This is a genomic window from Pseudomonas sp. DD1, from assembly GCF_044510355.1.
In the GTDB taxonomy this organism is placed as follows: Bacteria; Pseudomonadota; Gammaproteobacteria; order Pseudomonadales; family Pseudomonadaceae; genus Aquipseudomonas; species Aquipseudomonas shahriarae.
The window spans coordinates 136,523-160,448 of sequence record NZ_MSAJ01000038.1 but is presented as its reverse complement, the minus strand read 5'-3'; the positions used below and the strand labels follow the sequence as shown (position 1 = coordinate 160,448).

General features: G+C 60.9%; 25 protein-coding genes. 12 read left to right on the top strand and 13 right to left on the bottom strand.

Going from position 1 to position 23,926, the window contains the following annotated elements; translation table 11 throughout:
- Positions 1–366 precede the first annotated feature (366 nt).
- The 3 genes from PSFL_RS25190 to PSFL_RS25180 are packed head-to-tail and all read left to right on the top strand — an operon-like array spanning position 367 to position 5,273.
- A complete protein-coding gene (locus tag PSFL_RS25190) occupies positions 367–1,725 on the top strand; it encodes a TolC family outer membrane protein (RefSeq protein ID WP_115127631.1) in 1,359 nt (452 codons plus the stop codon).
- 23 nt (positions 1,726–1,748) lie between these two features.
- Positions 1,749–3,908 (top strand): type I secretion system permease/ATPase, encoded by a 2,160-nt coding sequence (locus PSFL_RS25185; protein WP_169960383.1) that lies wholly within the window; start codon positions 1,749–1,751, stop codon positions 3,906–3,908.
- A 9-nt stretch (positions 3,909–3,917) separates the two neighbouring features.
- Entirely contained in the window at positions 3,918–5,273 is a 1,356-nt protein-coding gene (locus PSFL_RS25180) for an HlyD family type I secretion periplasmic adaptor subunit (protein WP_057441200.1), read from the top strand.
- A 102-nt stretch (positions 5,274–5,375) separates the two neighbouring features.
- On the opposite strand, the gene PSFL_RS25175 is transcribed toward PSFL_RS25180, so the two are convergent.
- Together PSFL_RS25175 and PSFL_RS25170 are read right to left on the bottom strand one after the other, a co-directional pair.
- A complete protein-coding gene (locus tag PSFL_RS25175) occupies positions 5,376–5,972 on the bottom strand; it encodes a tRNA-uridine aminocarboxypropyltransferase (protein WP_397470614.1) in 597 nt (198 codons plus the stop codon).
- A gap of 2 nt (positions 5,973–5,974) precedes the next feature.
- Positions 5,975–6,868 carry a LysR family transcriptional regulator gene (locus tag PSFL_RS25170; protein WP_397470613.1) on the bottom strand — a complete coding sequence of 298 codons (894 nt, stop codon included), beginning with the start codon at positions 6,866–6,868 and terminating at the stop codon, positions 5,975–5,977.
- Between the two features lie 176 nt (positions 6,869–7,044).
- Here PSFL_RS25170 and speB point away from each other — a divergent pair, with 176 nt between their 5' ends.
- Both speB and PSFL_RS25160 read left to right on the top strand, forming a co-directional pair.
- The gene (gene speB, locus PSFL_RS25165; RefSeq protein ID WP_397470612.1) at positions 7,045–7,995 is read left to right on the top strand and encodes an agmatinase; all 951 of its coding nucleotides are present in this window, start codon (positions 7,045–7,047) and stop codon (positions 7,993–7,995) included.
- A 53-nt stretch (positions 7,996–8,048) separates the two neighbouring features.
- Positions 8,049–9,431: a sodium:solute symporter gene (locus PSFL_RS25160; RefSeq protein WP_170045799.1), complete on the top strand. Its 1,383-nt coding sequence runs from the start codon at positions 8,049–8,051 to the stop codon at positions 9,429–9,431.
- Positions 9,432–9,483: 52 nt separating this feature from the next.
- Here the strand turns inward: PSFL_RS25160 and PSFL_RS25155 are convergent, their stop codons facing one another.
- From PSFL_RS25155 to PSFL_RS25140, 4 genes are all read right to left on the bottom strand, one after another.
- Positions 9,484–9,864, bottom strand: a complete 381-nt coding sequence (locus tag PSFL_RS25155) for a hypothetical protein (RefSeq protein WP_178112939.1) — start codon at positions 9,862–9,864, stop codon at positions 9,484–9,486.
- Positions 9,861–10,427, bottom strand: coding sequence for an N-acetylmuramoyl-L-alanine amidase (locus PSFL_RS25150; protein WP_232545708.1), 567 nt, complete (start codon positions 10,425–10,427; stop codon positions 9,861–9,863). The genes PSFL_RS25155 and PSFL_RS25150 overlap by 4 nt, the downstream gene beginning before the upstream one ends.
- A gap of 281 nt (positions 10,428–10,708) precedes the next feature.
- A complete protein-coding gene (locus PSFL_RS25145; RefSeq protein ID WP_003210728.1) occupies positions 10,709–10,831 on the bottom strand; it encodes a PA1414 family protein in 123 nt (40 codons plus the stop codon).
- 139 nt (positions 10,832–10,970) lie between these two features.
- Positions 10,971–11,864 carry a LysR family transcriptional regulator gene (locus PSFL_RS25140; protein WP_057441212.1) on the bottom strand — a complete coding sequence of 298 codons (894 nt, stop codon included), beginning with the start codon at positions 11,862–11,864 and terminating at the stop codon, positions 10,971–10,973.
- A gap of 102 nt (positions 11,865–11,966) precedes the next feature.
- Here PSFL_RS25140 and PSFL_RS25135 point away from each other — a divergent pair, with 102 nt between their 5' ends.
- Positions 11,967–13,130, top strand: a complete 1,164-nt coding sequence (locus PSFL_RS25135) for a YbfB/YjiJ family MFS transporter (RefSeq protein WP_115127626.1) — start codon at positions 11,967–11,969, stop codon at positions 13,128–13,130.
- Here PSFL_RS25135 and PSFL_RS25130 read toward each other — a convergent pair.
- The gene (locus PSFL_RS25130) at positions 13,120–13,527 is read right to left on the bottom strand and encodes a DUF2177 family protein (RefSeq protein WP_120732179.1); all 408 of its coding nucleotides are present in this window, start codon (positions 13,525–13,527) and stop codon (positions 13,120–13,122) included. The two genes, PSFL_RS25135 and PSFL_RS25130, sit on opposite strands and share 11 nt — an antisense overlap.
- Positions 13,528–13,593: 66 nt before the next feature.
- A complete protein-coding gene (locus PSFL_RS25125; RefSeq protein ID WP_029292380.1) occupies positions 13,594–14,430 on the bottom strand; it encodes a S1 RNA-binding domain-containing protein in 837 nt (278 codons plus the stop codon).
- A 334-nt stretch (positions 14,431–14,764) separates the two neighbouring features.
- Between PSFL_RS25125 and PSFL_RS25120 the strand changes: the two genes are divergently transcribed.
- From PSFL_RS25120 to PSFL_RS25110, 3 genes are all read left to right on the top strand, one after another.
- Positions 14,765–14,944 carry a hypothetical protein gene (locus tag PSFL_RS25120; protein ID WP_007946007.1) on the top strand — a complete coding sequence of 60 codons (180 nt, stop codon included), beginning with the start codon at positions 14,765–14,767 and terminating at the stop codon, positions 14,942–14,944.
- A 218-nt stretch (positions 14,945–15,162) separates the two neighbouring features.
- A complete protein-coding gene (locus tag PSFL_RS25115) occupies positions 15,163–15,885 on the top strand; it encodes a TorF family putative porin (protein ID WP_057958836.1) in 723 nt (240 codons plus the stop codon).
- A 66-nt stretch (positions 15,886–15,951) separates the two neighbouring features.
- A complete protein-coding gene (locus PSFL_RS25110; RefSeq protein WP_397470633.1) occupies positions 15,952–16,818 on the top strand; it encodes a DUF6279 family lipoprotein in 867 nt (288 codons plus the stop codon).
- 165 nt (positions 16,819–16,983) lie between these two features.
- On the opposite strand, the gene PSFL_RS25105 is transcribed toward PSFL_RS25110, so the two are convergent.
- Entirely contained in the window at positions 16,984–17,373 is a 390-nt protein-coding gene (locus PSFL_RS25105) for a transcriptional regulator (RefSeq protein ID WP_397470611.1), read from the bottom strand.
- 155 nt (positions 17,374–17,528) lie between these two features.
- Here PSFL_RS25105 and PSFL_RS25100 point away from each other — a divergent pair, with 155 nt between their 5' ends.
- Entirely contained in the window at positions 17,529–17,804 is a 276-nt protein-coding gene (locus tag PSFL_RS25100; protein WP_057441219.1) for a hypothetical protein, read from the top strand.
- Positions 17,805–17,852: 48 nt separating this feature from the next.
- Here the strand turns inward: PSFL_RS25100 and PSFL_RS25095 are convergent, their stop codons facing one another.
- Positions 17,853–19,199, bottom strand: a complete 1,347-nt coding sequence (locus PSFL_RS25095; RefSeq protein WP_057441220.1) for a DEAD/DEAH box helicase — start codon at positions 19,197–19,199, stop codon at positions 17,853–17,855.
- A gap of 193 nt (positions 19,200–19,392) precedes the next feature.
- Here PSFL_RS25095 and PSFL_RS25090 point away from each other — a divergent pair, with 193 nt between their 5' ends.
- A complete protein-coding gene (locus PSFL_RS25090) occupies positions 19,393–20,691 on the top strand; it encodes a mechanosensitive ion channel family protein (RefSeq protein ID WP_273871545.1) in 1,299 nt (432 codons plus the stop codon).
- Positions 20,692–20,812: 121 nt separating this feature from the next.
- Here the strand turns inward: PSFL_RS25090 and PSFL_RS25085 are convergent, their stop codons facing one another.
- From PSFL_RS25085 to PSFL_RS25075, 3 genes are all read right to left on the bottom strand, one after another.
- Entirely contained in the window at positions 20,813–21,682 is an 870-nt protein-coding gene (locus PSFL_RS25085) for a carboxylate/amino acid/amine transporter (RefSeq protein WP_057441227.1), read from the bottom strand.
- Between the two features lie 203 nt (positions 21,683–21,885).
- Positions 21,886–22,485 (bottom strand): FMN-dependent NADH-azoreductase, encoded by a 600-nt coding sequence (locus PSFL_RS25080; RefSeq protein WP_169960387.1) that lies wholly within the window; start codon positions 22,483–22,485, stop codon positions 21,886–21,888.
- A 145-nt stretch (positions 22,486–22,630) separates the two neighbouring features.
- On the bottom strand, positions 22,631–22,945 hold the full coding sequence (locus tag PSFL_RS25075) for a hypothetical protein (RefSeq protein ID WP_057441229.1): 315 nt from the start codon (positions 22,943–22,945) through the stop codon (positions 22,631–22,633).
- Between the two features lie 49 nt (positions 22,946–22,994).
- On the opposite strand from PSFL_RS25075, the gene PSFL_RS25070 reads away from it, so the two are divergent.
- On the top strand, positions 22,995–23,918 hold the full coding sequence (locus tag PSFL_RS25070) for a LysR family transcriptional regulator (RefSeq protein WP_057441231.1): 924 nt from the start codon (positions 22,995–22,997) through the stop codon (positions 23,916–23,918).
- The last annotated feature ends 8 nt before the right edge of the window (positions 23,919–23,926 follow it).

The following is a 23,926-nucleotide window of genomic DNA, read 5'->3' as shown; positions in this document are numbered from 1 at the left end:
ATCAGCCGCCAACCCGCGCTTCAACCCCGTTACAGAGAGCCCTTCAAAAGAAGCAGTGACAAAAAACCGTCACAAAAAATCGCCCCTTTTTTCGCTACCCCATCACCTGCTTGCACTTGCGATTGAACTTTCCCCGAGCCGAAAAACACGCCACAGCGCACATAACTCAAGGCTTGTGCTTTGAACAATGTCTTGCTTCGCGCAGAACGCATAAGTTTTTTTGGACATAAACATTATGAGAAATCCTTCTTAGGTCCCCCCGCAAATGTTCTTAGCTGTGTTGTTACAAGCCTGAGACGGTTTGCCCTCTAAATTCGTCAAATAAATGGCGACAGACCAGTAACACTGACACCGGGAGATGTACCCATGCGCGCCTTTACCCCCCTCTGCAGCGCGATTCTGATCGCCATGGCCTGCACCAACACCCAAGCAATGTCACTGACCCAAGCGATCCAAAGCACGCTGGACACTCACCCGGAACTGAATGCCAGCCGTAACAGCCGGCTTTCGGCCGATGAAGATGTAAAAGTCGCCAAAGGCGGCTTCTACCCCAGCCTCGACCTCAATGCCGCCTACGGCCGTGGCTACAGCGACAACAGCACCACCCGCGCCCGTGGTGGCAATCACCACACCGAGACCGACAACTACACCCAGTCGGAACTGCGCCTGCGCCAGATGCTGTTCGACGGTTTCAACACCTCCAACGAAGTGCAGCGCACCGGGGCGGTGGTCAACTCCCGCGCCTATTACACCCGTGGCACCGCCGAGAGCCTGGCCCTGCGCACCGTCGAGGTGTACCTGGAAGTGCTCAAGCGCCGCGACCTGCTGACATTGGCCAAGAACAACCTGCAGGCGCACCTGCGCGTCACCGACCAGATCGGCCTGCGCACCGAGCGCGGCATCGGCAGCACCGCCGACCGCGACCAGTCCACCGCCCGCCGGGCCCTGGCAGACAACAACTACCAGACCGCACTGGTCGACCTGCAAGACGCCGAATCGAACTTCTATAGCGTGGTCGGGCGCATGCCGGATGAATTGGAAAGCCCGGCGTCGATCAAGGGCGAGCTGCCCAGCGACCAACTCGGCGCCCGGCGCAGCATGCTGGAGAACAACCCCTATCTGAAGTCGGCCCAGTCCGATGTGATGGCCGCCGAAAGCCAGTACGAGGTGGCCAAGTCGCCGTTCTATCCACGCTTCGATGCCGAGGCGGCGGTGGGCGCCAATAACAATGTGCAGGGCGACCTGGGCCACGACAACGAATGGCGGGTGGGTGTGGTGATGAACTACAACCTGTTCCGTGGCGGCAGCGACAAGGCCCGCCTGGCGTCGGACTCGCACAAGATCAACCAGGCCATGGACATCCGCAACAACGCCCTGCGCATGCTCAACGAGAACCTCAACCTGGCCTGGCATGCCATGGACAACGCCCGCATCCAGACCCCCACCGCCCGCGAATATGCCGAAACCACCCAGCGCGTGCGCGCGGCCTATCAGGACCAGTTCGGCCTGGGCCAACGCACCCTGCTGGACCTGCTGGACAGTGAAAACGAGCTGTACAACGCCAACCGGCGCTACACCGAAGTGCGCTACACCGAAGAGTTCTCCATGTACCGCGTGCTGGCCAATATGGGCGAGTTGCTGAACAAGGAGCGCGTGGTGGTGCCGGCCGAAGCCATTGCCCAGTCGGAAGTCAGAAGCGAAGCCCACCTGCCTGACCTGAAGTAGCCAACGACGTGGAGCAGATCGCCGTGAGCCAGATGGAACCGCTGAACCCGGGTGTCGACCCGCGCCAGAGCTTTGATGACCCGTTGCTCGACGGCCTGCTGATCCTCTGCAAGCTGCACGGCTGCAGCGTCAGCCGTAGCAGCCTGAGCGCCGGCCTGCCCTTGGCGCAACAACGCCTGAGCCTGGACTTGCTGCCACGGGCCGCGGCCCGGGCCAGCTTGCAGGCGCGGGTATTGCGCCGGGACTTGAAGGCCATCTCGGCGCTGAACCTGCCAGTGCTGTTGCTGCTCAACGAAGGCCGCTGCGCGGTGTTGCGGCGCTGGGGCGAGGATGGCCAGGCGCTGATCCTGCCCAGCGAAGCCGAAGGCGGCGAACAGTGGGTCAGCCGCGAAGAGCTCGACGCGGCCTACAGCGGCCAGGCCCTGTTTGCCCGGCCACGGCACGAAATCGAAGACCTGCGCGCGCCGCTGGTGCCAAGAGTCGAGGCGTGGTTTCGCGACACCTTGAAGCTGTCGCGCTGGCTGTACAGCGATGCAATTCTCGCCAGTTTGCTGATCAACCTGCTGGGCCTGATGGTGCCGCTGTTCGTGATGCAGACCTACGACCGCGTGGTGCCGAACCAGGCCACCTCGACCTTGTGGGTACTGGTGATCGGCCTGCTGATCGGCACGGCGTTCGAGCTGGTACTGCGGGTGGTGCGCGCCCATCTACTGGACACCGCCGGCAAGAAGACCGATGTGATTTTGTCAGCGACCCTGTTCGAGCGCATCACCGGCATGTCGATGAAGGCGCGCCCCGCCACCATCGGTGGTTTCGCCCAGAGCATCCATGACTTTCAGGGCCTGCGCGAATTCCTCACCGCGGTGACCCTTACCAGCCTGATCGACCTGCCCTTCGCCGTGCTGATGCTGGTGGTGATCGGCCTGCTCGGCGGCTGGCTGGTGATCATCCCTTTGTGTGCGTTCCCGCTGACCATCGGCTTTGCAATGCTGATCCAGGTACGCCTGCGCGACACCGTGCAAAAAAGCCTGAGCCTGGGCGCCGAACGCCAGGCGCTGTTGATCGAAACCCTCAGCGGCCTGGAAACCCTCAAGGCCTGCAGCGCCGAAAGCGAGCGCCAGCACCAGTGGGAAAGCACCCACGGCGCCCTCACCCGCCTCGACAGCCATGCGCGCAACCTCTCGGCGCTGGCCACCAATGGCACGCTGTTCATCCAGCAGTTTTCCGGGATGGCGACCATTGTCGCCGGGGTCTACAGCATCATCGCCGGCAGCCTCAGTGTCGGCGCGCTGGTGGCCACCTACATGCTCGGCAGCCGGGTATTGGCGCCGCTGGGGCAGATCGCCGGGTTGATCACCCGCTACCAGCAGGCGCAATTGACCATGCGCAGCACCGACGCGCTGATGGCCCTGCCCCAGGAGCGCGACCCGCAGCAGCGCCCACTGGAGCGCACGCAACTGAGTGGCGCCCTGGAAGTCAGCCAGGTCACCTTCCGCTATGCCGGGCAGAACACCCCGGCCCTGAGCCAGGTCAGTTTCCAGCTCAAGGCCGGCGAGCGCGTAGGCATTATCGGCCGCAGCGGTTCGGGCAAAAGCACCCTGGGCCGCCTGGTGATGGGCTTCTACGCGCCAGAAGAAGGCCAGTTACTGCTCGATGGCCTCGACCTGCGCCAGCTGGATGTGGCCGACCTGCGCCAACAAGTGGGCTATGTGGCCCATGACCTGCCGCTGTTGGCCGGTAGCCTGCGCGATAACCTGACCCTGGGCGCGCGCTATATCAGCGATGCGCGGATGCTCGAAGTGGCCGAACTGACCGGCGTCAGCGAACTGGCCCGCCAGCACCCACAAGGCTTCGACCGGCCGGTGGGCGAGCGCGGGCAACTGCTGTCCGGCGGCCAGCGCCAGGCGGTGTTGCTGGCCCGCGCGTTGCTGCTCGACCCGCCGATCCTGCTGCTGGATGAACCCACCAGCGCCATGGACAACAGCAGCGAAGAAACCCTGCGCCAGCGCCTGGAGCTGTGGGTCAAGGGCAAGACATTGCTGTTGGTCACGCACCGCACCTCGATGCTCAGCCTGGTCGACCGCTTGATCGTGCTGGACAACGGCCGCATCGTTGCCGACGGCCCCAAAGAAAGTGTGATTGATGCACTGCGCAAGGGCCGTGTCGGCTCGGCCGCCGTCTAGGAGCCCACCATGTCAGCCACTCCCGCGCCACCGGGCTACTTCAAGAGCTTTGGCAAAACCGCTGACAGCGAATTCATGCCCGAACTGGCGGGTGCTTCGCTGCAGGACTCGCCGCGCCGTTCACGGATTATCGTGTGGCTGACCGCCGGCCTGATCATCTGCGCCCTGCTGTGGGCCAACTTTGCCGTTCTCGATGAAGTGACCATGGGCGAAGGCAAGGCCATCCCGTCGAGCAAGGTGCAAGTGATCCAGAACCTGGAAGGCGGCATCGTCACCCAGATCTACGTGCGCGAAGGGCAGATGGTGGACAAGGGCGACAAACTGCTGCAACTGGACGACACGCGGTTCCGCTCGAACAAAGGCGAAAGCGAAGTCGACCGGTATGCCCTCACCGCCCAGGTCGAGCGCCTGTCGGCCGAGGCCGAGGGGCGGCCGTTCAAATTGTCCGATGAAGTGATCGCCAAGGCTCCGCAAGTGGCTGAAGACGAGCGCTCGCTGTTTGAACAACGCCAGCGGCGCTTGAGCAGCGAGCAACGGACCTTGAGTGAACAGTTGCGGCAGAAAACCCAGGAGCTGGCGGAGTTTCGCTCCAAACAGGGCCAATTCAGCTCCAGCCTGGCGCTGCTGCAACAAGAGATGAACATGTCGGCCCCTCTGGTGGGCACCGGCGCGGTGTCACCGGTGGAAATCCTGCGCCTCAAACGCAGCGCCGTGGAGATCCGTGGCTCGTTGAACGCTACCACCCTGGCAATCCCCCGGGCGGAATCGGCGATCAATGAGATCAAGAGCAAGATCGACGAATCGGTACAGACCTTCCGCTCGGAAGCCGCCAAGGAACTCAACGAAAAACGCACCGACCTGTCAAAAATCACCGCCACCAGCATCGCCATTGATGACCGCGTGAGCCGCACCACCGTGGTCTCGCCGGTGCATGGGGTGATCAAGCAATTGAAGGTCAACACCATCGGCGGCGTCGTCCAGCCGGGCAGCGACATGGTGGAAATCGTCCCGCTGGAAGACAACCTGCTGATCGAGGCCAAAGTACGGCCTCAGGACGTGGCGTTCTTGCATCCGGGGCAGAAGGCGATGGTCAAGTTCAGTGCCTATGACTACACGATCTACGGCGGGCTGGCGGCGAAACTGGAACTGATCGGCGCCGATACGATTACCGACGACAAGGGCAACAGCTTCTACCTGATCCAGGTGCGCACCGATAAGAACCATCTTGGCGGGGATAAAAAACCGTTGCTGATCATCCCGGGGATGGTGGCAACGGTGGACATTATTACCGGGGAGAAAAGCGTGCTGGATTACTTGCTCAAGCCGGTGTTGAAGGCACGCACGGAGGCGATGCGCGAGCGTTAGCGGTGTTTGGGCAGGCGCCATCGCCGGCAAGCCAGCTCCTACATCGACCGCGTATGTCTTGAGCGGCGCGGTCAATGGGGGAGCTGGACCTGGGTGAACCGGCTAATCACCCCCATGATTGCGCTGAAACACCTCCTCCCCCATCGCTGCAATCTGCCCGTCGATCAACGCCTCAAACGGCCGCAACAACGGATCAAATGACTGCGGCGCCTCCAGCACCTGCAACGCCAGCACAATTGCCTCCACCGTCGACAACGCCCCCGGCCCCGGTGCCTTGCGCAATCGGTAGCGGGACACTGCGCCCGCCGCCAGCGTCACCCGTGGCAACGCCGCCAGCAGCGGGTTGAGGTGCAGCAACTTGCGCGCCTTGCGCCAGGTACCGTCGGGCACCACCAGCAGCAACGGCTCATCGGATGGGCCATAGGTCTGCAGCGACTGCGCCTCTTCGCCAGGAAACAGCAGCCGTGCCTGATACCCCGGAGGGTTGAGCAAGGTCTGCAAGTCTTCAAATACTTCGCCCACTACCAACTGCGCATTCACCAGGCCCAACGCGGCGAGGCGCGCGGTGTTGAGCGCATGGTTGACCTCGCTGGGATGCTGCAACAGCAACACCCGGGTCCGGCTGTGCAGGCTCGGGATCAGCGCGCACAGGCAGTGGGTGGTCGGCCGCAGGCAGCGGGGGCATTGGGGTCTGGACATGTTCAGGCCTGATTGAGCTGTGCTTTGAGTAAATCGCGGAAGGTCTGGATCAACGGCTCGCGGCTGCGCCCACGGCGCATGATCAGCGAAAACGGCGCCTGGTAGCCAAAGGTCGCCGGCAGCAGCACCCGCAAGTCGCCCTTGTCGGCCCAGGCCTGGGCGTAGTGCTCGGGCAAGTAGCCGATGTAGGCGCCGGACAACACCAGGATCAACTGCGCCTCCATACTTTCTACAGTGGCGGCGCTGTGTTTGAAGCCATGGCGCGCCAGTTCCGCCTGGCTCCAGTAACCGCGCCCGACCATGCGTTGCTGGGTAATCACCTGCTCCGGAATGCGTCGCTCGCTGAACAGCGGATGCCGCGAGCTGCAATAAAGCCAGTGTTGTTCGCGGTACAGCGGCATGTAGACCAAGCCGCTCATGCGGTTGGAGAAGGCGCCGATGGCCAGGTCCAGGCGATTGTCCTGCACCCCCAGTTGCAGCTCGTAGGGGCTCATCACCGATAAGTGCAGATGCACCGCCGGGTGCTCAAGGCTGTAGGCGCCGATGACTTCGGCAAATGGCAGGGCCTTGTCGCTGACCGTGGAGTCGAGCACGCCCAGTTTGAGCGTGCCACGCAGTTCGCCCTTGAGCGCCGCCGCGTATTGCTCGAAGCCCTCCAGTTCGCCCAGCAGGCGCAAGGTTTCCTGGTGAAACAACTCGCCCTTGCTGGTCAGGCTGAACCCGCCACGCCCGCGATGGCACAGCACCAGGCCCAACGCGCCTTCCAGTTGGCTCATATAGGTGCTGATGGCCGACGTCGACAGGTTGAGCTCATGCTGGGCATTGGCAAACCCCTGGTAGCGCACGACGCTGACGAAGATGCGCAGCAATTTCAGGTCGGGCAAGGCATTGGCCATGGACGCTCCAGGCAAAAAGTCGGCGGACAGGGAACAGGTTTCGCAAACCGGTGAAGTCTACCCCAGGCATTAGTTTAGAAAAATCTGAACTAAGTATTTCCCCACAGCGATTCTTCCGTTGCCGGGCATTTCGCAGAATCGGCCTCTGATAACCACAACAACGATGAGGCACTGCCGTGGACAAGATCTTTCACCAACCACTGGGCGGCAACGAAATGCCGCGCTTTGCCGGCATCGCCACCATGATGCGCCTGCCCCACCTGCAAACCGCCGCCGGCCTGGATGCGGCCTTTGTCGGCGTGCCCCTGGATATCGGCACCTCGCTGCGCGCCGGCACCCGCTTCGGGCCGCGTGAAATCCGCGCTGAGTCGGTGATGATCCGCCCCTACAACATGGCCACCGGCGCTGCGCCGTTCGACTCGCTGTCGGTGGCAGACATCGGCGACGTGGCGATCAACACCTTCAACCTGCTGGACGCCGTGCGCATTATCGAAGAAGCCTACGATGAGATCCTCGGCCATAACGTAATCCCGCTGACCCTGGGCGGCGACCACACCATCACCCTGCCGATCCTGCGGGCGATCCACAAGAAACACGGCAAGGTCGGGCTGGTGCATATCGATGCCCACGCCGACGTCAACGACCATATGTTCGGCGAGAAAATCGCCCACGGCACCACCTTCCGCCGGGCCGTCGAAGAGGGCCTGCTCGATTGCGAGCGTGTGGTGCAAATCGGCCTGCGCGCCCAGGGCTATACCGCCGAAGACTTCAATTGGAGCCGCAAACAGGGGTTCCGCGTGGTCCAGGCCGAAGAATGCTGGCACCACTCCCTCGCGCCGTTGATGGCCGAAGTTCGGGAAAAGGTCGGCGGCGGCCCGGTGTACCTGAGTTTCGACATCGACGGCATCGACCCGGCCTGGGCGCCCGGCACCGGCACCCCGGAAATCGGCGGGCTGACCACCATCCAGGCGATCGAGATCATCCGGGGCTGCCAGGGCCTGGACCTGATTGGTTGTGATCTGGTGGAGGTTTCGCCGCCCTACGACACCACCGGCAACACCTCGTTGCTGGGCGCCAACCTGCTGTACGAAATGCTCTGCGTGCTGCCTGGAGTCACGCACCGTTGATGTAGCGCGTCACCTGATTAGTCCATAAAAACAATAACTGGAGAGGCGCCACCATGGCTCTGGATCTATTCGTCGTACTTATCTACGCCGCCGGCATGCTCGTGCTCGGCTATTTCGGCATGCGCCGGGCCAAGACCCATGAAGATTACCTGGTCGCCGGGCGCAACCTGGGGCCGACCCTGTACATGGGCACCATGGCCGCGACGGTGCTGGGCGGCGCGTCCACGGTGGGCAGCGTGCGCCTGGGTTATGTGCATGGTATTTCCGGGTTCTGGCTCTGCGCGGCGCTGGGCACGGGGATCATTGCGCTGAACCTGTTTCTCGCAAAACCCTTGCTCAAGCTGAAAATCTTCACCGTGACCCAGGTCCTGGAGCAGCGCTACAACCCCACGGCCCGCCAGGCCAGCGGGCTGATCATGCTGGCCTATGCGCTGATGCTGGCGGTGACCTCGATCCTGGGGATCGGCACCGTATTGCAAGTGATGTTTGACCTGCCGTTCTGGGCCGCCATCCTGCTGGGTGGTGGCGTGGTGCTGGTGTATTCGACCATTGGCGGCATGTGGTCGCTGACGCTAACCGATATCGTGCAGTTTGTGATCAAGACCGTCGGCCTGATGTTTATCCTGCTGCCGATCTGCCTGTACCGCGTAGGCGGCTGGGATGAACTGGTGGCCAAACTGCCGGCGGCCAGTTTCAGCTTCACCAGCATCGGCTGGGACACCATCATCACCTACTTCATGATCTACTTTTTCGGCATCCTGATCGGCCAGGACATCTGGCAACGGGTGTTTACCGCCCGTGACGCAAAAGTCGCCCAGTACGCAGGAACCTTCGCCGGCTTCTACTGCATCCTCTACGGCCTGGCCTGCGCCCTGATCGGCATGGCCGCCCATGTGCTGATCCCGGACCTGGACAACGTCAACAACGCCTTCGCCGCCATCGTCAAACTGTCGTTGCCCGATGGCCTGCGCGGCCTGGTGATCGCGGCGGCCCTGGCGGCGATGATGTCCACCGCCAGCGCCGGCCTGCTCGCCGCGTCCACCGTGCTGACCGAAGACCTGCTGCCGCGCCTGCGCGGCGGCAAGCAGTCGAGCCTGAACATCAACCGCTTGTTCACCCTGCTGACTGGGATGGCCGTGCTGGGTATCGCCTTGATAGTCACCGACGTGATCAGCGCACTGACCCTGGCCTATAACCTGCTGGTCGGCGGCATGCTGATCCCATTGATCGGGGCGATTTACTGGAAACGCGCTACGACGGCGGGTGCGATCAGCGCCATGGCATTGGGGTTTGTCACGTCACTGGTGTTTATGGTCAAGGATGGCTTGGAGGCAAACACGCCGATCTATTACAGCCTGGGCGTGAGTGTGGTGAGTTTTGTGCTGGTGAGTCTGCTGTCGCGTCGGCCAGAGGTGGCGGCGGCCGATGCAGCCTGATTGAAGCAGACTTGAGCGGGTGCGATGTCGGTTGTCGCACCCACCCTCTTATTTACTGTTCAGGTCTTTCAAACAGATCACCACATTCGTCACAGGCAAAGTACTGCTCTTTCGCCGAACACCAGATGACCCCAGTAGCTCCCGCCCTAACCTGCCATGTGCAGATATGCCCGTTGTACTTCAGGTTGCCCTCCAGATAACAAGGGGCCCACTCGTAACGGTCATGCAGGGTGCGGCTATCAATCTTCGAGGCGCGCTGGAAAAACGCCTGCACACGGTTTGGATCAAGGGGCACATCAGAAGGCCGGCAACTCTCAGGTTCTTGGGATTGGAAGCTGGAGACAACAATGCCTTCAAGGTCGGGCGTGTGCCGATCCGTACATCCCGCAAGAACGAGTAATGCGCCTATCGGCCATGCTTTGATCGGCATCATTCCCACACCGCACTACTGGCTTCACCCGGGTTTTTATAGGATATCTGCGGGTGCCTGTAGACATCACCCGAGGACAGGTTGAAATGAACATATAACTCGTTGACGAGCCATTGAAGGGATTGGTTCTGCAAGGGGGTAACGGACTCATACCGCGAGGTATCCAAGTGTTTGCCCACCAATTCGATGCCAATAGAGTCGGAGTTCACAGGATAGCTTTTTGCTCGCTCATGTGCGTCCAACGCCTTGATCTGCGCAGTCCACGATAACGCTTGAATACGGGCCATCTGGGCGCTGTCACACGATTTTTTATCAATCGCCAGGCACTTCGAGCGTATGAGCTTTCCAACGTGGTAGCAGCGCTTTTTCAAGCTGGCCGTCTGGTAAACAAAGCCATTTTTATCAATCAGAAAGTGCGCACCACTGCCTTTTGCAAGGTAGCCGTTGAACGTATGTTGCGCAGTAGGTGCATCCGTCTGGTGGACAACTAAAGCATGTATACCGTGCAGATCCCCATGCTCAATCGCGTAAAACCGACGCAGTATCACCTTGGCGGAAACCAGCATTCCATCACTGTTAACACACGACATAGCCCTGTCTTCCTTCCTTGAAGAGAGCAGGAATATAAAGCGTCCAAACACGGAAGTGGTCGAGGGAGCAGACAAAAAGAAACGTCCGACCAGAATACTTCCAGGGTCAGACAAGGTGAGCGCAACTTTATTTAGGAGTCCGGACTTCGACTGGTACAAAGCAATCGCATACAACCGCACGCCCAATCTACTGTGCTTCAGGGACTGTGTGACAAGTGATCGCGCCCAAACACCAATGTCTGAGCGCTTTTCCGGACTTACCTGCGACGCGGGCGGCGCTGTTCGTCATCGGTGCGGATTGGCACCGGTTGCAGCGGTGGCTCGATCAAGCCGAGTGCGACGCCGAGGTCGTGCAGCCAGTTTTGCAGTTTTTCTTTCATGGTGCCCCCTTTGAGGGTAGTGCCGAGCAGCTGGAATTCTGTGGCTGCTTCCTACAGATAGTAGTACTAAGTCCCAGGTAATGCTTGTCTGAAACCGCAACGAACCATTACTGAATTGATACAAATCCTGACGGGGCGGTCAGGCAATCGCCCGGGACTCTTGTACAGGCCGCGTCTTGCCCTCTTGCTGCAGGTCAATCCATGCATTGAGATTAGCCCCGAGCATGCCTTTGCGCCACATCAGCCAGGTGGTGGCATGGGCAAATGGCTCGGCCAGGGGGTGGATCGACACGCTGTCCTTGCCAGGCAGGCTGTCGAGCATCGACTCGGACATCAACGCAACCCCGGAACCAGCAATCACACATGCAAGCATGCCTTGATAGGACTCGATCTCGATGGCGCGGCCCATGGCCACACGGTCGTGGGAAAACCACGCCTCCAGGCGCGCCCGATAGGAACAACTGCGTCGGAAGGTGAACACCGCGCGCCCGGCCACATCCTGCGGGCCGCGTACCGGTGGGTGGTCCGCCTCGCAGATCAGCAGCAGGCGCTCCTCACACAGCGGTACGCCGTCCAGGGTCGCCAGGGTCAACGGGCCATCCACCAGCGCCGCATCCAGGCGCCCGGTGATCAGGCCTTCGAGCAGTTCACCACTGGGCGCCGACTGCACTTGCAGGTTCACCATGGGGTAAGCCTTGTGATATTGCGCCAGCAGTTTCGGCAAATGGATCGCGGCGGTGCTGTACATGCTGCCCAGCACAAAATCCCCGGCCGGTTGGCCACCCTGCACGGCACCGTGCGCTTCATCATGCAGGGCCAAAAGGCGCGTGCTGTAGTCGAGCAGCACCTTGCCGGCAGGCGACAGTTGCAGGCGCTGGCGCTCGCGCACGAACAGCTCGACGCCCAGTTGCTCTTCCATTTGCTTGAGGCGGGTCGAGAGGTTCGATGGCACCCGGTGCAGACGCTCTGCAGCACGGGTGATGGAGCCCTCTTCGGCCACGGCCTGGAAAATACGCAGTTGGCTGAACTCCACGACCTTTCTCCTAAACTGAACAAGTTACTCAGTATTATTCATTTTTACTGAACACTAATCCACCTTAGCCTGAGGTCATCGCTTCTTCCTGGAATTTGGCCCATGTCTCCCCTGATTCGTTTACTCGCCAGTTTTATCGCCCTGATGATGGCCATGGGCATTGGCCGCTTTGCTCTCACCCCGCAGATGCCGCACTTGCTCAGCGAAGGGCAAATCGACCTGACCGCCGCCGGGCTGATTGCCGCGGCCAACTACCTGGGCTATTTCGTGGGGGCCGTGGACTCGATGTTCGCGCGCAGTCATCACCACATACGAGGACGGTTGCTCGGCGGGTTGTGGTTGTGTGTGCTGCTGACCCTAGCGTCGTTCTGGGCCAACGGCTTCTGGTCGCACCTGTTGCTGCGCTTCGGCACGGGTGTGGCCAGCGCCTGGGTGCTGGTGATGATTACCGGCCTGAGCCAGCCGCTGGCGATTGCCGCCGGGCGCCCGCGGCTGGGGGCACTGGTGTTTGCCGGGCCTGGACTGGGGATCCTGCTGACGGGATTGTTGGCACTGGCCTCCAACCTGTTGGGCGAGGATTCGGCAACGCTGTGGCTGGTGTACGGCGTGGTCGCCCTGGGCATGTTGCTGGTGATCCTGCCGTTCCTGCCCAAGCCGGACAGGGGGGCGCCGCAAAGCAGCGCCCCTGCCGGGCGCAACGGCAGCATCGCGCATCTGGGCTGGATTTACCTGCTGTATGGCCTGGGCTACATCATTCCGGCCACCTTCCTGTCGCAAATGGCCAGCGCGCAGTTCAAGGGCGCCTGGCAGGCAGACCTGTTCTGGCCATGCTTTGGCTTGGCGGCGGCCCTGGGCGTGTTGCTGGTCAGTCTGCGCAAGCCCAACCCCGACACCACACGCTACTGGTTGATGGCAACCCTGTGGATGCAAGCGATTGGCGTCTTCGCCTGTCTGTGGGGCAATGGCGTGGGATTGGTGCTGGGTGTCTTGCTCTGTGGGCTGCCATTTCTGGCCTGCATGCAATTGGTGATGCAACGTTCGCGGGAAGTTGCGCCCCACGGCGCGCAACGGAGCACCGGCCTGCTGACGGCATGTTTTGCCCTGGGCCAGTTAAGTGGCCCGCTGCTGGCGTCGTTGAGCAACCATTTTAGCGGCGGCTTGCAGCCGGCACTGACGTTAGCCGGCAGCGGCTTGATACTGGCCGGAGCGCTACTGCTACGCCCCGCCCAGGTAAAGGTTGATTGCCGGGCGCCGGTCAGCCGCTGACGCGCCGCGCCGCCCAGTATCCCAGCGAGCAGCAGGCAGCGGTGAGAAAGGTGCCCCACGCCATGTCCATCACTGCCAGCCCCGCAGACCAGCCTTGCAAGGTCGCCCAGTTGCTCAGGTCGTAGGTGCCATAGGCGACCAACCCAAGCAAGGCACCGAGGCGGGCAGCCCGTTGCCAGCCGCCACTGGCCAGCGCCGGCAACACTACAAAGGCCACGCAGCCGAACACATAAAGGCAGTAGAACAGCGCCGCCGGGAGCAATCGCGGTTGCTCAAGCATCAGCGGCCCGAGCAGGCCCTTGTAGGTCGGCCCCATCAATACCCCAAGCCAGAGGCCATCGAGCACTAAAAAAGCCAACAACGTACCGAGGTAAGCAAACACGACTTTTTTGCTCATGGCGATGACCCACTGCAGGAGCCGGCTGACCGGCGATAGCGACGCCTACACAAGAGCAGGTTGCAATCAGCTTAGTTCAATACGATCAGCGTGAATTACGATCTGCCCCTGCTTGTACAGCGCACCAATGGCCTTCTTGAAGTTGCCCTTGCTCACGCCAAACAAGTTGCTGATCACGGTCGGGTCACTCTTGTCGCTGACCGGCAGGCTGCCGTTGTTTTCACGCAACTTGGCGAGGATCTTCGAGTTCAGGCTGGACGCCGCTTGCTCGCCGACCGGCTGCAGGCTCAGACTGATATTGCCGTCGGCGCGGATTTCCTTGATGAAGCCCTTCTCTTCCTTGCCCGGACGCAGGAACTTGAACACTTCGTTCTTGTGGATCAGGCCCCAGTGCTTGTTATTGATGATTGCCTTGAAGCCCATATCAGTGGCTTCGGCAACCAGCAAGTCGACTTCCTGGCCCACGGTGTAGTTGGCCGGCGTCTTGTCCAGGTAACGGTCCAGGCGCGCGGTGGCGGTGATGCGCTTGGTGTGTTTGTCGAGGTAGACGTGCACCACACAGTATTCACCGGCGGTCAGCTGGCGTTTTTCTTCGGAATACGGCAGCAGCAGGTCCTTGGGCAGGCCCCAGTCGAGGAACACCCCGATGCTGTTGACTTCAACCACTTTCAGGCTGGCGAACTCGCCCACCTGCACTTTTGGTTTTTCAGTGGTGGCGATAAGTTTGTCATCGCTGTCCAGATAAATAAAAACGTTAAGCCAGTCTTCATCTTCACTGGGAATATCTTTGGGAATATAACGATTGGGCAAGAGGATTTCGCCCTCTTGTTCACCGTCCAGATACAAACCAAAGTTAGTGTGTTTAACCACTTGTAAACTGTTGTAGCGCCCGACTAAAGCCATTTCCAATACCCTCATTGCGTGGGCGGCATTCTACCCGAGTTGAAGGCGGCGGTCCCGTGTCCAGGCGCGCAACCCTGAAAAATCGCGGGTTTGCCGGGCACTTGCCGACAATTGCCCCGCTCGTCAGGTCAAGCTGCCGCCGTGCAGCAATGGCCAGGTGCTATTTTTACCCACGGTTTCTATTTAAAACAGCGAGTTAGGGCCTTCGACCAAAGACCAACTTCGGGCTTTTATAATAGCGCAGCTTATTCCTGGGAGATATTTACCAAGCAATTGTCAAGCATTTCATGTACGATGCCTGGCCAAGTTAATTTTCTACAGGTTAGTGGCCGCCATGCGCGTAAAAGCATCCAACAGCAAAGCAAAGCCAGCTCCCGCCGTTGAAACCAGCGAATCGATCAACAACCAAATCGCCGCGTTCCTCAAGTCCGGTGGCGAAATCCAGCAGATCGCCAAGGGCGTGAGCGGCCAGACATTCGGCCCGTCCAAGCAGATCACCCTGGGTAAGAAGTAAGCGCGCAAGCCGCCTACGCACCCCACCTGGTCCCTAAGCGCCTTGCCTATCAAGGCGCTAGGACTAGAGCCAGCAACATCCCCCCGACACACATTCAACCACGCCAATCGACGAACGGGTCTCAATACCTGACTTTCGCCGGTATGCTTGCACACGTCTAGAACGGGCATTTGCCCGATTTCTCCCGTTACTGCTCCTCGCTTTTCATGGAGTGAAGCGTGCTCAAACCCTGTATTTTTCTGGTCAGCGCCCTGCTTGCCAGCCCCCTCGCCGAAGCGCAGGTTTTCCAGCGTGAACTGGGCGACTTCGACTTGAAACTGGGCACCACGCCCGGCCGCAGCATGGCCCAGGGCCTGGTCAAACCCACCACACCGGGCAGCAACTCGTTTCACGGCGGCCTCGACCTGAGCCACGCCAGCGGCCTGTACTTCGGCCAGTTCTCTCCGAGCATGGGCCTGTCGCCCGCGAGCAAACTGGAAGTCGATTCCTACATGGGCTTCAAGCGCCCGTTCGACCAGACCCTGGGCTATGAACTGGGGATGATTCACTACAGCTACCCCAAGCTGAGCCCCCTCGACAGCCAGGAGTTCTACGGCGGCCTGAACCTGCTGGGCAATCGGTTTGGCGTGTCACTGGGCAATGACCCCGACCGTCGCGACAGCACCCTGTTTGCCGACCTGGGCGGCACCCAGCCGTTTGGCATTGGCGTGAGCATGAAGTACACCACTCATCAGTTGGGCGCCCCGGCCTCGGTGGAGGGCGGCTCTATCCGCAGTTTCAGCGACTGGTCGGTGAAATTTTCCCGACCGTGGATGGGCATGGACCTGGACCTGATCTACAGCGACTCCAACCTCAACGGCAGCGACTGTTCGGCCTACTCCGGACACAATTCGCAATGTGATGGCCTGTTGACCCTAAAGGCCGAGCGGTCGTTTTATTGATGGGCTGAACTGTCACGCCCCCGGCGGGTTCAGATGAACATCCCTGGTCTGCGCAAGGACTCGCCCATGCTGCGTCGGTTAAGAATCCTGGCTGCTTTACTGGTCCTGAGCGTCCTGCTTGCCGGCTGCAACCGCGTGGGCCTGGCCTATCGCAATCTCGACGTGATCATCCCCTGGACCCTCAACGACTACCTGGACATGAACGCCGGGCAGAAAAGCTGGTTCAACGAAACGCTCAAGGAACACCTGGCCTGGCACTGCACCACCCAATTACCTGGCTACCTGGACTGGCTCGACCGCCTGCAGCAGATGGTTGACAGCCACCAGGTCAGTGACGCCGCCCTGCAAGCCCACGCCCTTGAAGCCAAGCAAGCAATCGCCGACGTCGCCCGGCAAATCACCCCATCAGCCATCGAGTTGCTGCGCGGGCTGGATGAGCAGCAAGTGCGCGAGATGGATGCCGCGCTGACCAAGGACCTGGGCAAACGCCAGGACGAATACCTCAAGCCGCGCCTGGAGCAACAGATCAAGGAGCGTAGCGAGCGCATGAGCAAGCGCCTGGATGCCTGGCTAGGCCCACTGAGCGCCAGCCAGCAAGAGCGTGTGCTGGCCTGGTCCACTGCCCTCGGCGCGCAGAACCAGCAATGGATCGGCAACCGCGCCCATTGGCAGGCGCAGTTCATCGCCGCAGTCAATCAACGGGCCAGCAGCGACTTCCCACGCAAGATGGAGCAGTTGCTGGTGGACCGTGAAAGCCTGTGGACCGCGGACTATCGCCAAGCCTATGCCCAGACCGAAGCCGCAGCCCGCAGCCTGCTGGTGGACGTGATGGCCGAAAGCACGGTGCAGCAACGCCAGAAGCTGGTGCAGAGAATCGCTAAGGTGCGCAGCGATTTCCAGGCACTCAAGTGCCTCAAGGGCAGCGCGGCCTAGACGTCTACACCTCCCTCAGAACCGCAGGCGCACGCCCAGGATGGTCAGCTCGGTGCGCACTCTACCGGTGATATTGACTGCGGCCTGGCCGATAGACAGGTGCCCGACAGCACACCCGGTTGCCCGGGGCTGTACAAGATTACCGATTTGACAGTTGCAGCCGGTTCAGGCGATTTGCGCCTTGGCCGCCACCATCTCGAACGTCGACGGGTCCAGCGCGTCGGCCTGCTCGTCGAGCACTTGGCGCGGGTGATCGTTACCCGGGATGGCGCTGTCGATCAATGCCAGCAGCTGCGCGCCCAAGGGCGTCAAAATGAAATTCTCGCCGTTGCCGCCCTCGTCTTCAGGCCGGGACTCGATAAAGCCGCGCTTGAACAACAGCGCTTCGTAATCGGCGGCGGTCTTTTTCAACGCATCCAGATCGCCAGTGAACTCGCCGGCCGTGGCCTTATCGGCCGCTTCCTGTTCGGCATATTTGCGCGGGGCAAAGCTGCCCTCGCCGTTCTGTACTTCATGCAACAGACGTTCGATCAGATCCCAATTGTAAGTGCTCATTCTGAATCCTCCTGCAGGCACACCGACTGAGTGCCTTCAAAAGTTGTGACCTGTGGCGGCTGCGGGCGTTCAGCCGGGTAGACGGGCGTGATTGCACTGAACTTTTCACAGGCCAGCCCCCTCAACCGGGTATCACCGCCAAGGAGGTCTACCCCATGAAAACCCTGATGCAACTGGCTGTCGCCGCCGCCCTGTTGAGCGCCCTGCCCGCCTGGGCCTGTACCCCGGAAGAAGCCACGGAAAAACGCGAACAACTGGCCAAGGAAGTCAGCACCCTCACCCAGCAGAACCCGACCAAGGCCAAGGAAATCAACGACGAGCTGCAGCAGATGGACCTGGACACCGAAAGTGCGAAATTTCCCGACAAGTGCCAGTTGATCGAGGCGCGACTCAAGGAGTTGAAGGAAGCGGCGGCCAAGGCGAAAAACTGAGGGCATAAAAAAACCGGACATTGTCCGGTTTTTTAGTGCGCTGGCGTATTACTCGGCAGCCGGTGCTTCTGGCTTGCGGCGCTTGAGCGGCGCCATGCCGTCCTTGCTGACCAACGACAAGTTGTCGGTCTTCGGCCGGTTGGCGATCTTGCGCTTGGTCGGCGACTTGGCGCCGGTTTTCTTCTTGTCGCCCTTGGCGTCGACCTTTTTCTTCTTCACGCCCACGGCCTTGCCCGAAGCCTTGACCTTCTTCGGCCCGGTGTAGGTGCCTTTGACTTCCTTGATGGTGCGGCGCTCGAACGACTGCTTGAGGTAGCGCTCGATGCTCGACATCAGGTTCCAGTCGCCATGGCAGATCAGCGAGATGGCCAGGCCATCGTTGCCGGCACGCCCGGTACGGCCAATACGGTGCACATACTCGTCGCCGCTGCGCGGCATATCGAAGTTGATCACCATGTCCAGGCCTTCCACGTCCAGGCCGCGGGCGGCGACGTCGGTGGCTACCAGAATCTTCACGCCGCCCTGCTTGAGGCGGTCGATCGCCAGCTTGCGGTCCTTCTGGTCCTTCTCACCGTGCAACACAAACGCCTTGTACTCCTGCGCCACCAGGCGCCCGTAGATCCGGTCGGCCATGGCACGGGTGTTGGTGAACACGATGGCTTTCTGATAAGTCTCGTTGGCCAGCAGCCAGTTGAGAATCTGCTCTTTATGCACATTGTGGTCAGCGGTGACGATCTGCTGGCGGGTGGTGGAGTTCAGGTCGCTGACGTTATTGACCTGCAGGTGCTCAGGGTTGTTCAGGACCTTGGCGACCATCTCGCGCAGGGTCGAGCCGCCGGTGGTGGCGGAGAACAGCATGGTCTGCTGGCGGTTGACGCACTCTTCGACGAGGCGCTGCACGTCGTCGGCAAAGCCCATGTCGAGCATGCGGTCGGCTTCGTCCAGCACCAGCACTTCGACTTCCTTGAGGTCCAGGTTGCCGGCGTTCAGTTGCTCGATCATCCGCCCAGGGGTACCGATCAGGATATCCGGGACCTTGCGCAGCATGGCGGCCTGGACCTTGAAGTCTTCGCCCCCGGTGATCAGGCCGGACTTGATGAAGGTGAACTGCGAGAAGCGTTCCACTTCCTTCAAGGTCTGCTGGGCCAGCTCACGGGTAGGCAGCAGGATCAAGGTCTTGATGCTGACGCGGATCTTGGCCGGGCCGATCAGACGGTTGAGGATCGGCAGGACGAAAGCGGCGGTCTTGCCACTCCCGGTTTGAGCCGTCACCCGCAGGTCACGCCCTTCGAGCGCGAGCGGGATGGCCGCTGCTTGCACAGGCGTAGGCTCGACAAATTTAAGCTCGGCCACGGCTTTGAGCAGGCGTTCGTGCAGGGCGAATTGGGAAAACACGGGTGCTACCTCGAAGAAATACAAAAAATCAGCTGCATAGGGTAACGGTTTCGGGCGCTCAGGCCGAGTTTCTTTACGCGAAGTGGGCCAAACAGATGGTTTTTTGTCAGGTGATTTGTCTGCCTGCACAACTTTGCAGCACTTAAATGCTCTAATCGCCCCGTCATGTCTTACAGAAGAATCGCGTTAAACCATGGATATCAAACAGCTCTGGCTCAACGTCCAAGACCTCTGGGGTGCCCTGGACCAACATCCGCTACTGCATTCAAGCCTGGCTTTGCTGGTGCTGCTGGTGGTGGCCCTGCTGGTCGGACGGGTGGCACGCTACCTGATCCTGCATGCGGTCAAGTTGCTCGGCCGCCAACCTGCCCTGCATTGGCTCAATGACCTGCGCCATAACAAAGTCTTCCACCGCCTGGCCCAGATGACGCCGTCGCTGGTGATCCAGTTCGGCCTGCACCTGGTGCCGGAATTGAGCAAGACCAGTGCGCTGTTTATCGGCAACGTGGCGCTGGCGTTCACCATTCTGTTCCAGGTATTGGCCATGAGCGCCCTGCTCAACGCCCTGCTGGATATCTACGCACGCACCGAACATGCCCGCACGCGCTCGATCAAGGGCTATGTGCAACTGGCGAAAATGGTGCTGTTCGTGTTTGGCGCGATCATCATCGTTGCAACCTTGATCGACCGCTCGCCGCTGTTGCTGCTGTCAGGGCTGGGTGCGATGTCGGCGGTGATCCTGTTGGTGTACAAGGACACGCTGCTGTCATTTGTCGCCAGTGTGCAATTGACCAGCAACGACATGCTGCGGGTCGGCGACTGGATCGAAATGCCTCAGGTCGGCGCCGATGGCGATGTGGTGGACATCACCTTGCATACGGTCAAGGTGCAGAACTTCGACAAGACCATCGTCTCGATCCCCACCTGGCGCCTGATGTCCGAATCGTTCAAGAACTGGCGCGGCATGCAGGCCTCGGGCGGGCGGCGGATCAAGCGCAGCCTGTTTATCGACGCGGCCGGCGTGCGTTTCCTGCGTGATGATGAAGAAGTGCGGATGACCCAGGTCCACCTGCTGACCGACTACATCAGCCGCAAACAGGCAGAATTGAAGGCATGGAACGAAGCCCAGGGCCACAGCGCGCAGTTGTCGACCAACCGCCGGCGCATGACCAACCTGGGCACCTTCCGCGCCTATGCCCTGGCTTATCTGAAGAGCCATCCGGATATCCAACCGAACATGACCTGCATGGTGCGCCAGATGCAGACCACCTCCCAGGGTGTGCCCCTGGAAATCTACTGCTTTACCCGCACCACGGCGTGGGCGGATTACGAGCGGATCCAGGGGGATATTTTTGACTACTTACTGGCGGTGCTGCCGGAGTTTGGCTTGAGCCTGTATCAGCAGCCGAGTGGTAATGACCTGCGGGCCGGAGTACTGCCGGCGGTGTTGGGTGCCAGTCATTTGCCGGTGCCGGAGAAGGCTACGCTCTAACCAGGCGCGAAGCAGCGCCCCTGTGGGAGCGGGCTTGCCCGCGATAGCGGTGGGTCAGTCAACACATCTGTTACTGATCGTCCGCTATCGCGGGCAAGCCCGATCCCACCTTTGGGAACGATCATTGCCGGCTGAGCGGCGCCGGGCGAATCCCCAACCGGCTGATCCACACCGCCGCCACAATCACCGCCCCGCCCAGGAACAGGCGCCCCAGCGGCTCATGCTGGTTCCAGATCAGCAGATTGAGCAGCAGCCCCACCGGCACATGCAGGTTGTTCATCACCGCCAGGGTGCCGCCGTTGACCAGGCAGGCGCCCTTGTTCCACCAGTACAGACCCAACGCAGTGCTGACCAGGCCCAGAAACAGCAACACACCCCACTGCAACGGTGCTTCAGGCAGGAAGTTGGCCTTGCCGAACAGCAGGAACGCCGGCAACACCACGGCCAATGCCCCCAGGTAGAAATAGCCAAAGCGCCGGTAGTGCGGCAGGTCGCTCGGGTGTCGTGCCACCAGGCGCCGGTACAGCACCTGCCCGGCGGCGTAGGTGAAGTTGGCCAGTTGCAGCAACAAAAAGCCCATGAAGAAGTCCGGGTTGATCTGGTCAAAGCGGATCACCGCCGCCCCCGCCACCGCCACCAGCGCGGCAATCAGCGCCCAGGGGTTGAAGCGCCGGTTCAACGCGTCTTCGATCAAGGTCACATGCAGCGGCGTGAGGATGGTGAACAGCAAAACCTCCGGCACCGTCAGCACGCGGAAGCTCAAATACAGACACACGTACGTCACGCCGAACTGCAACGCGCCGATCAGCAGCATGCCGCGCATGAACGCAGGCTCCACCGAGCGCCAGCGGGTCAGGGGGATAAACACCAGCCCGGCCAGCAGCACGCGCACCAGCACGGCGAAATAGCTGTCGACATGACCCGCCAGGTATTCGCCGATCAGGCTGAAGGAAAACGCCTGGATCAGCGTGACAATCAGTAAGTAGCCCATGTGCGCCTCATATTCGAATGGGCGCGACATTAGCGTCTTTCACGGCGGGGCGAAACTCGGCGCAAAAAAAACCCGACCTCGCTAAAGCGGCAGTCGGGCAGGAGCACTCAGGAGCAACAAGTGCAAAGGGAGGTTCGATACGCGTACTTGAAGGGTTGCGTGGAGCTATAAAAACACCGTGCGATTATCTGGCGATTAACGCGTCAGGCAACCTGTGCCAGCAGGGCCTTGGCGTGGTTCAAGCCCTTTTCCTGGAAGTCGCCACCCAGGTTCACCCCTTCGGCGTGGATAAAGGTCACATCATGGATCCCGATAAAACCCATGACCTGGCGCAGATACGGTTCCTGATGATCGCTGCTCGCGCCGGTGTGGATGCCACCACGGGCGGTCAGCACAAACGCGCGCTTGCCGGTCAACAGGCCCTGGGGACCGGTGGCGGTGTACTTGAAGGTCACGCCGGCCCGCAACACATGGTCAAGCCAGGCCTTGAGGGTGCTGGGGATGGCGAAGTTGTACATCGGCGCGGCCATCACCAGCACATCGGCGGCCAGCAGTTCGTCGGTCAGGTGGTTGGAGCGCTCCAGGGACGCCTGCTCATCGGCGCTGCGCTGCTCGGCCGGCTTCATCCAGCCGCCCAGCAGGTTGGCGTCCAGGTGCGGCACTGGGTTGACGGCCAGGTCGCGCACGGTGATCTGATCGGCCGGATGGGCCGCCTGCCATTGGCTGATGAACTGTTGGGTCAGTTGGCGGGAAATAGAATCCTGCTGGCGGGCGCTGCTTTCGATGATCAGAACGTTAGACATGGCTTTGTAAGCTCCATCGGTAATTGCTGTAAGTCGATGGAGTGAAGGTTAAACAGAGCCAATTCGATAAAAAAGCGCAAAAAACTGCTATAACCCATCTATAAAGTTGTTTATAAGCGGGGCATGGCCAAGGCCCCGCAGCGAATTATTTGGGTTCGCAGGTCAGTTTGATCCGCATCTTGATAATCGCGCGGCTGAACTTGACCGTAGTGTTGGTGCTTTTCCCGGCAGGGACCGTGACCTTGCGCACCCGCGCTGGCTCCGGGCCATTGGTAAACGCGACCGTACACGCAGCGTCGTTGCTGCCGTAGTTACTGAGCTGGATGGAGCTGATATCACCGTCAACATCGGAAGCGTTGTAGTCGATGCTGACCCCCTTGATCGACTTTGACACATCGATCGGATAGGCGAACGCGCTCAACGGCAACAGTGCCAGCAATACACAACAGAATTTTCTCATTCGGCAGTCTCCAATAAGGACCGCCAGCTTAGGACAAGAGGAGCTCATCTTGAAAGCGCCCCGCGTGACCCTTGATCAATGGCGCACGTTGCAAGCCGTGGTTGACCATGGCGGCTTCGCCCAGGCAGCCGAAGTGCTGCACCGCTCGCAATCCTCGGTGAGCTACACCGTGGCCCGCATGCAAGACCAGTTGGGCGTGCCTCTGTTGCGCATCGACGGGCGCAAGGCCGTGCTCACCGAGGCCGGCGAGGTGCTGTTGCGCCGCTCCCGGCAACTGGTCAAAAACGCCAGCCAGTTGGAAGACCTGGCCCATCATATGGAACAAGGCTGGGAGGCCGAAGTACGCCTGGTGGTCGATGCCGCCTACCCCAACGCCCGCCTGGTGCGCGCCCTCACCGCCTTTATGCCGCAAAGCCGGGGCTGCCGCGTGCGCCTGCGCGAAGAAGTGCTGTCGGGTGTCGAGGAGCTGCTGATTGAAGGCGTGGCCGACCTGGCGATCAGCGGTTTCAGCATTCCCGGCTACCTGGGCACGGAAATGAGCGACGTGGAATTTGTCGCCGTGGCCCACCCTGAACACCCGTTGCACCGGCTCAACCGCGAACTGAGCTTCCAGGACCTGGAAAGCCAGATGCAGGTGGTGATCCGCGACTCCGGTCGCCAGCAACCGCGGGACGTCGGCTGGCTCGGCGCCGAGCAGCGCTGGACCGTGGGCAGCCTGGCCACCGCCGCCGCCTTCGTCGGCAGCGGCCTGGGGTTTGCCTGGCTGCCCCGGCACATGATCGAGCGTGAGCTAAAGGAAGGCCTGCTCAAGCAACTACCCCTGGAGCAAGGCGGCAGCCGCCACCCCACGTTCTACCTGTACTCGAACAAGGACAAGCCCCTGGGCCCGGCCACGCAGATTCTGGTCGAGCTGCTGCGCACCTTCGATACTGCACCGCTGGACGCACCCTTTGCCGCTCCCCGGCAAGCCTGACACGGAGT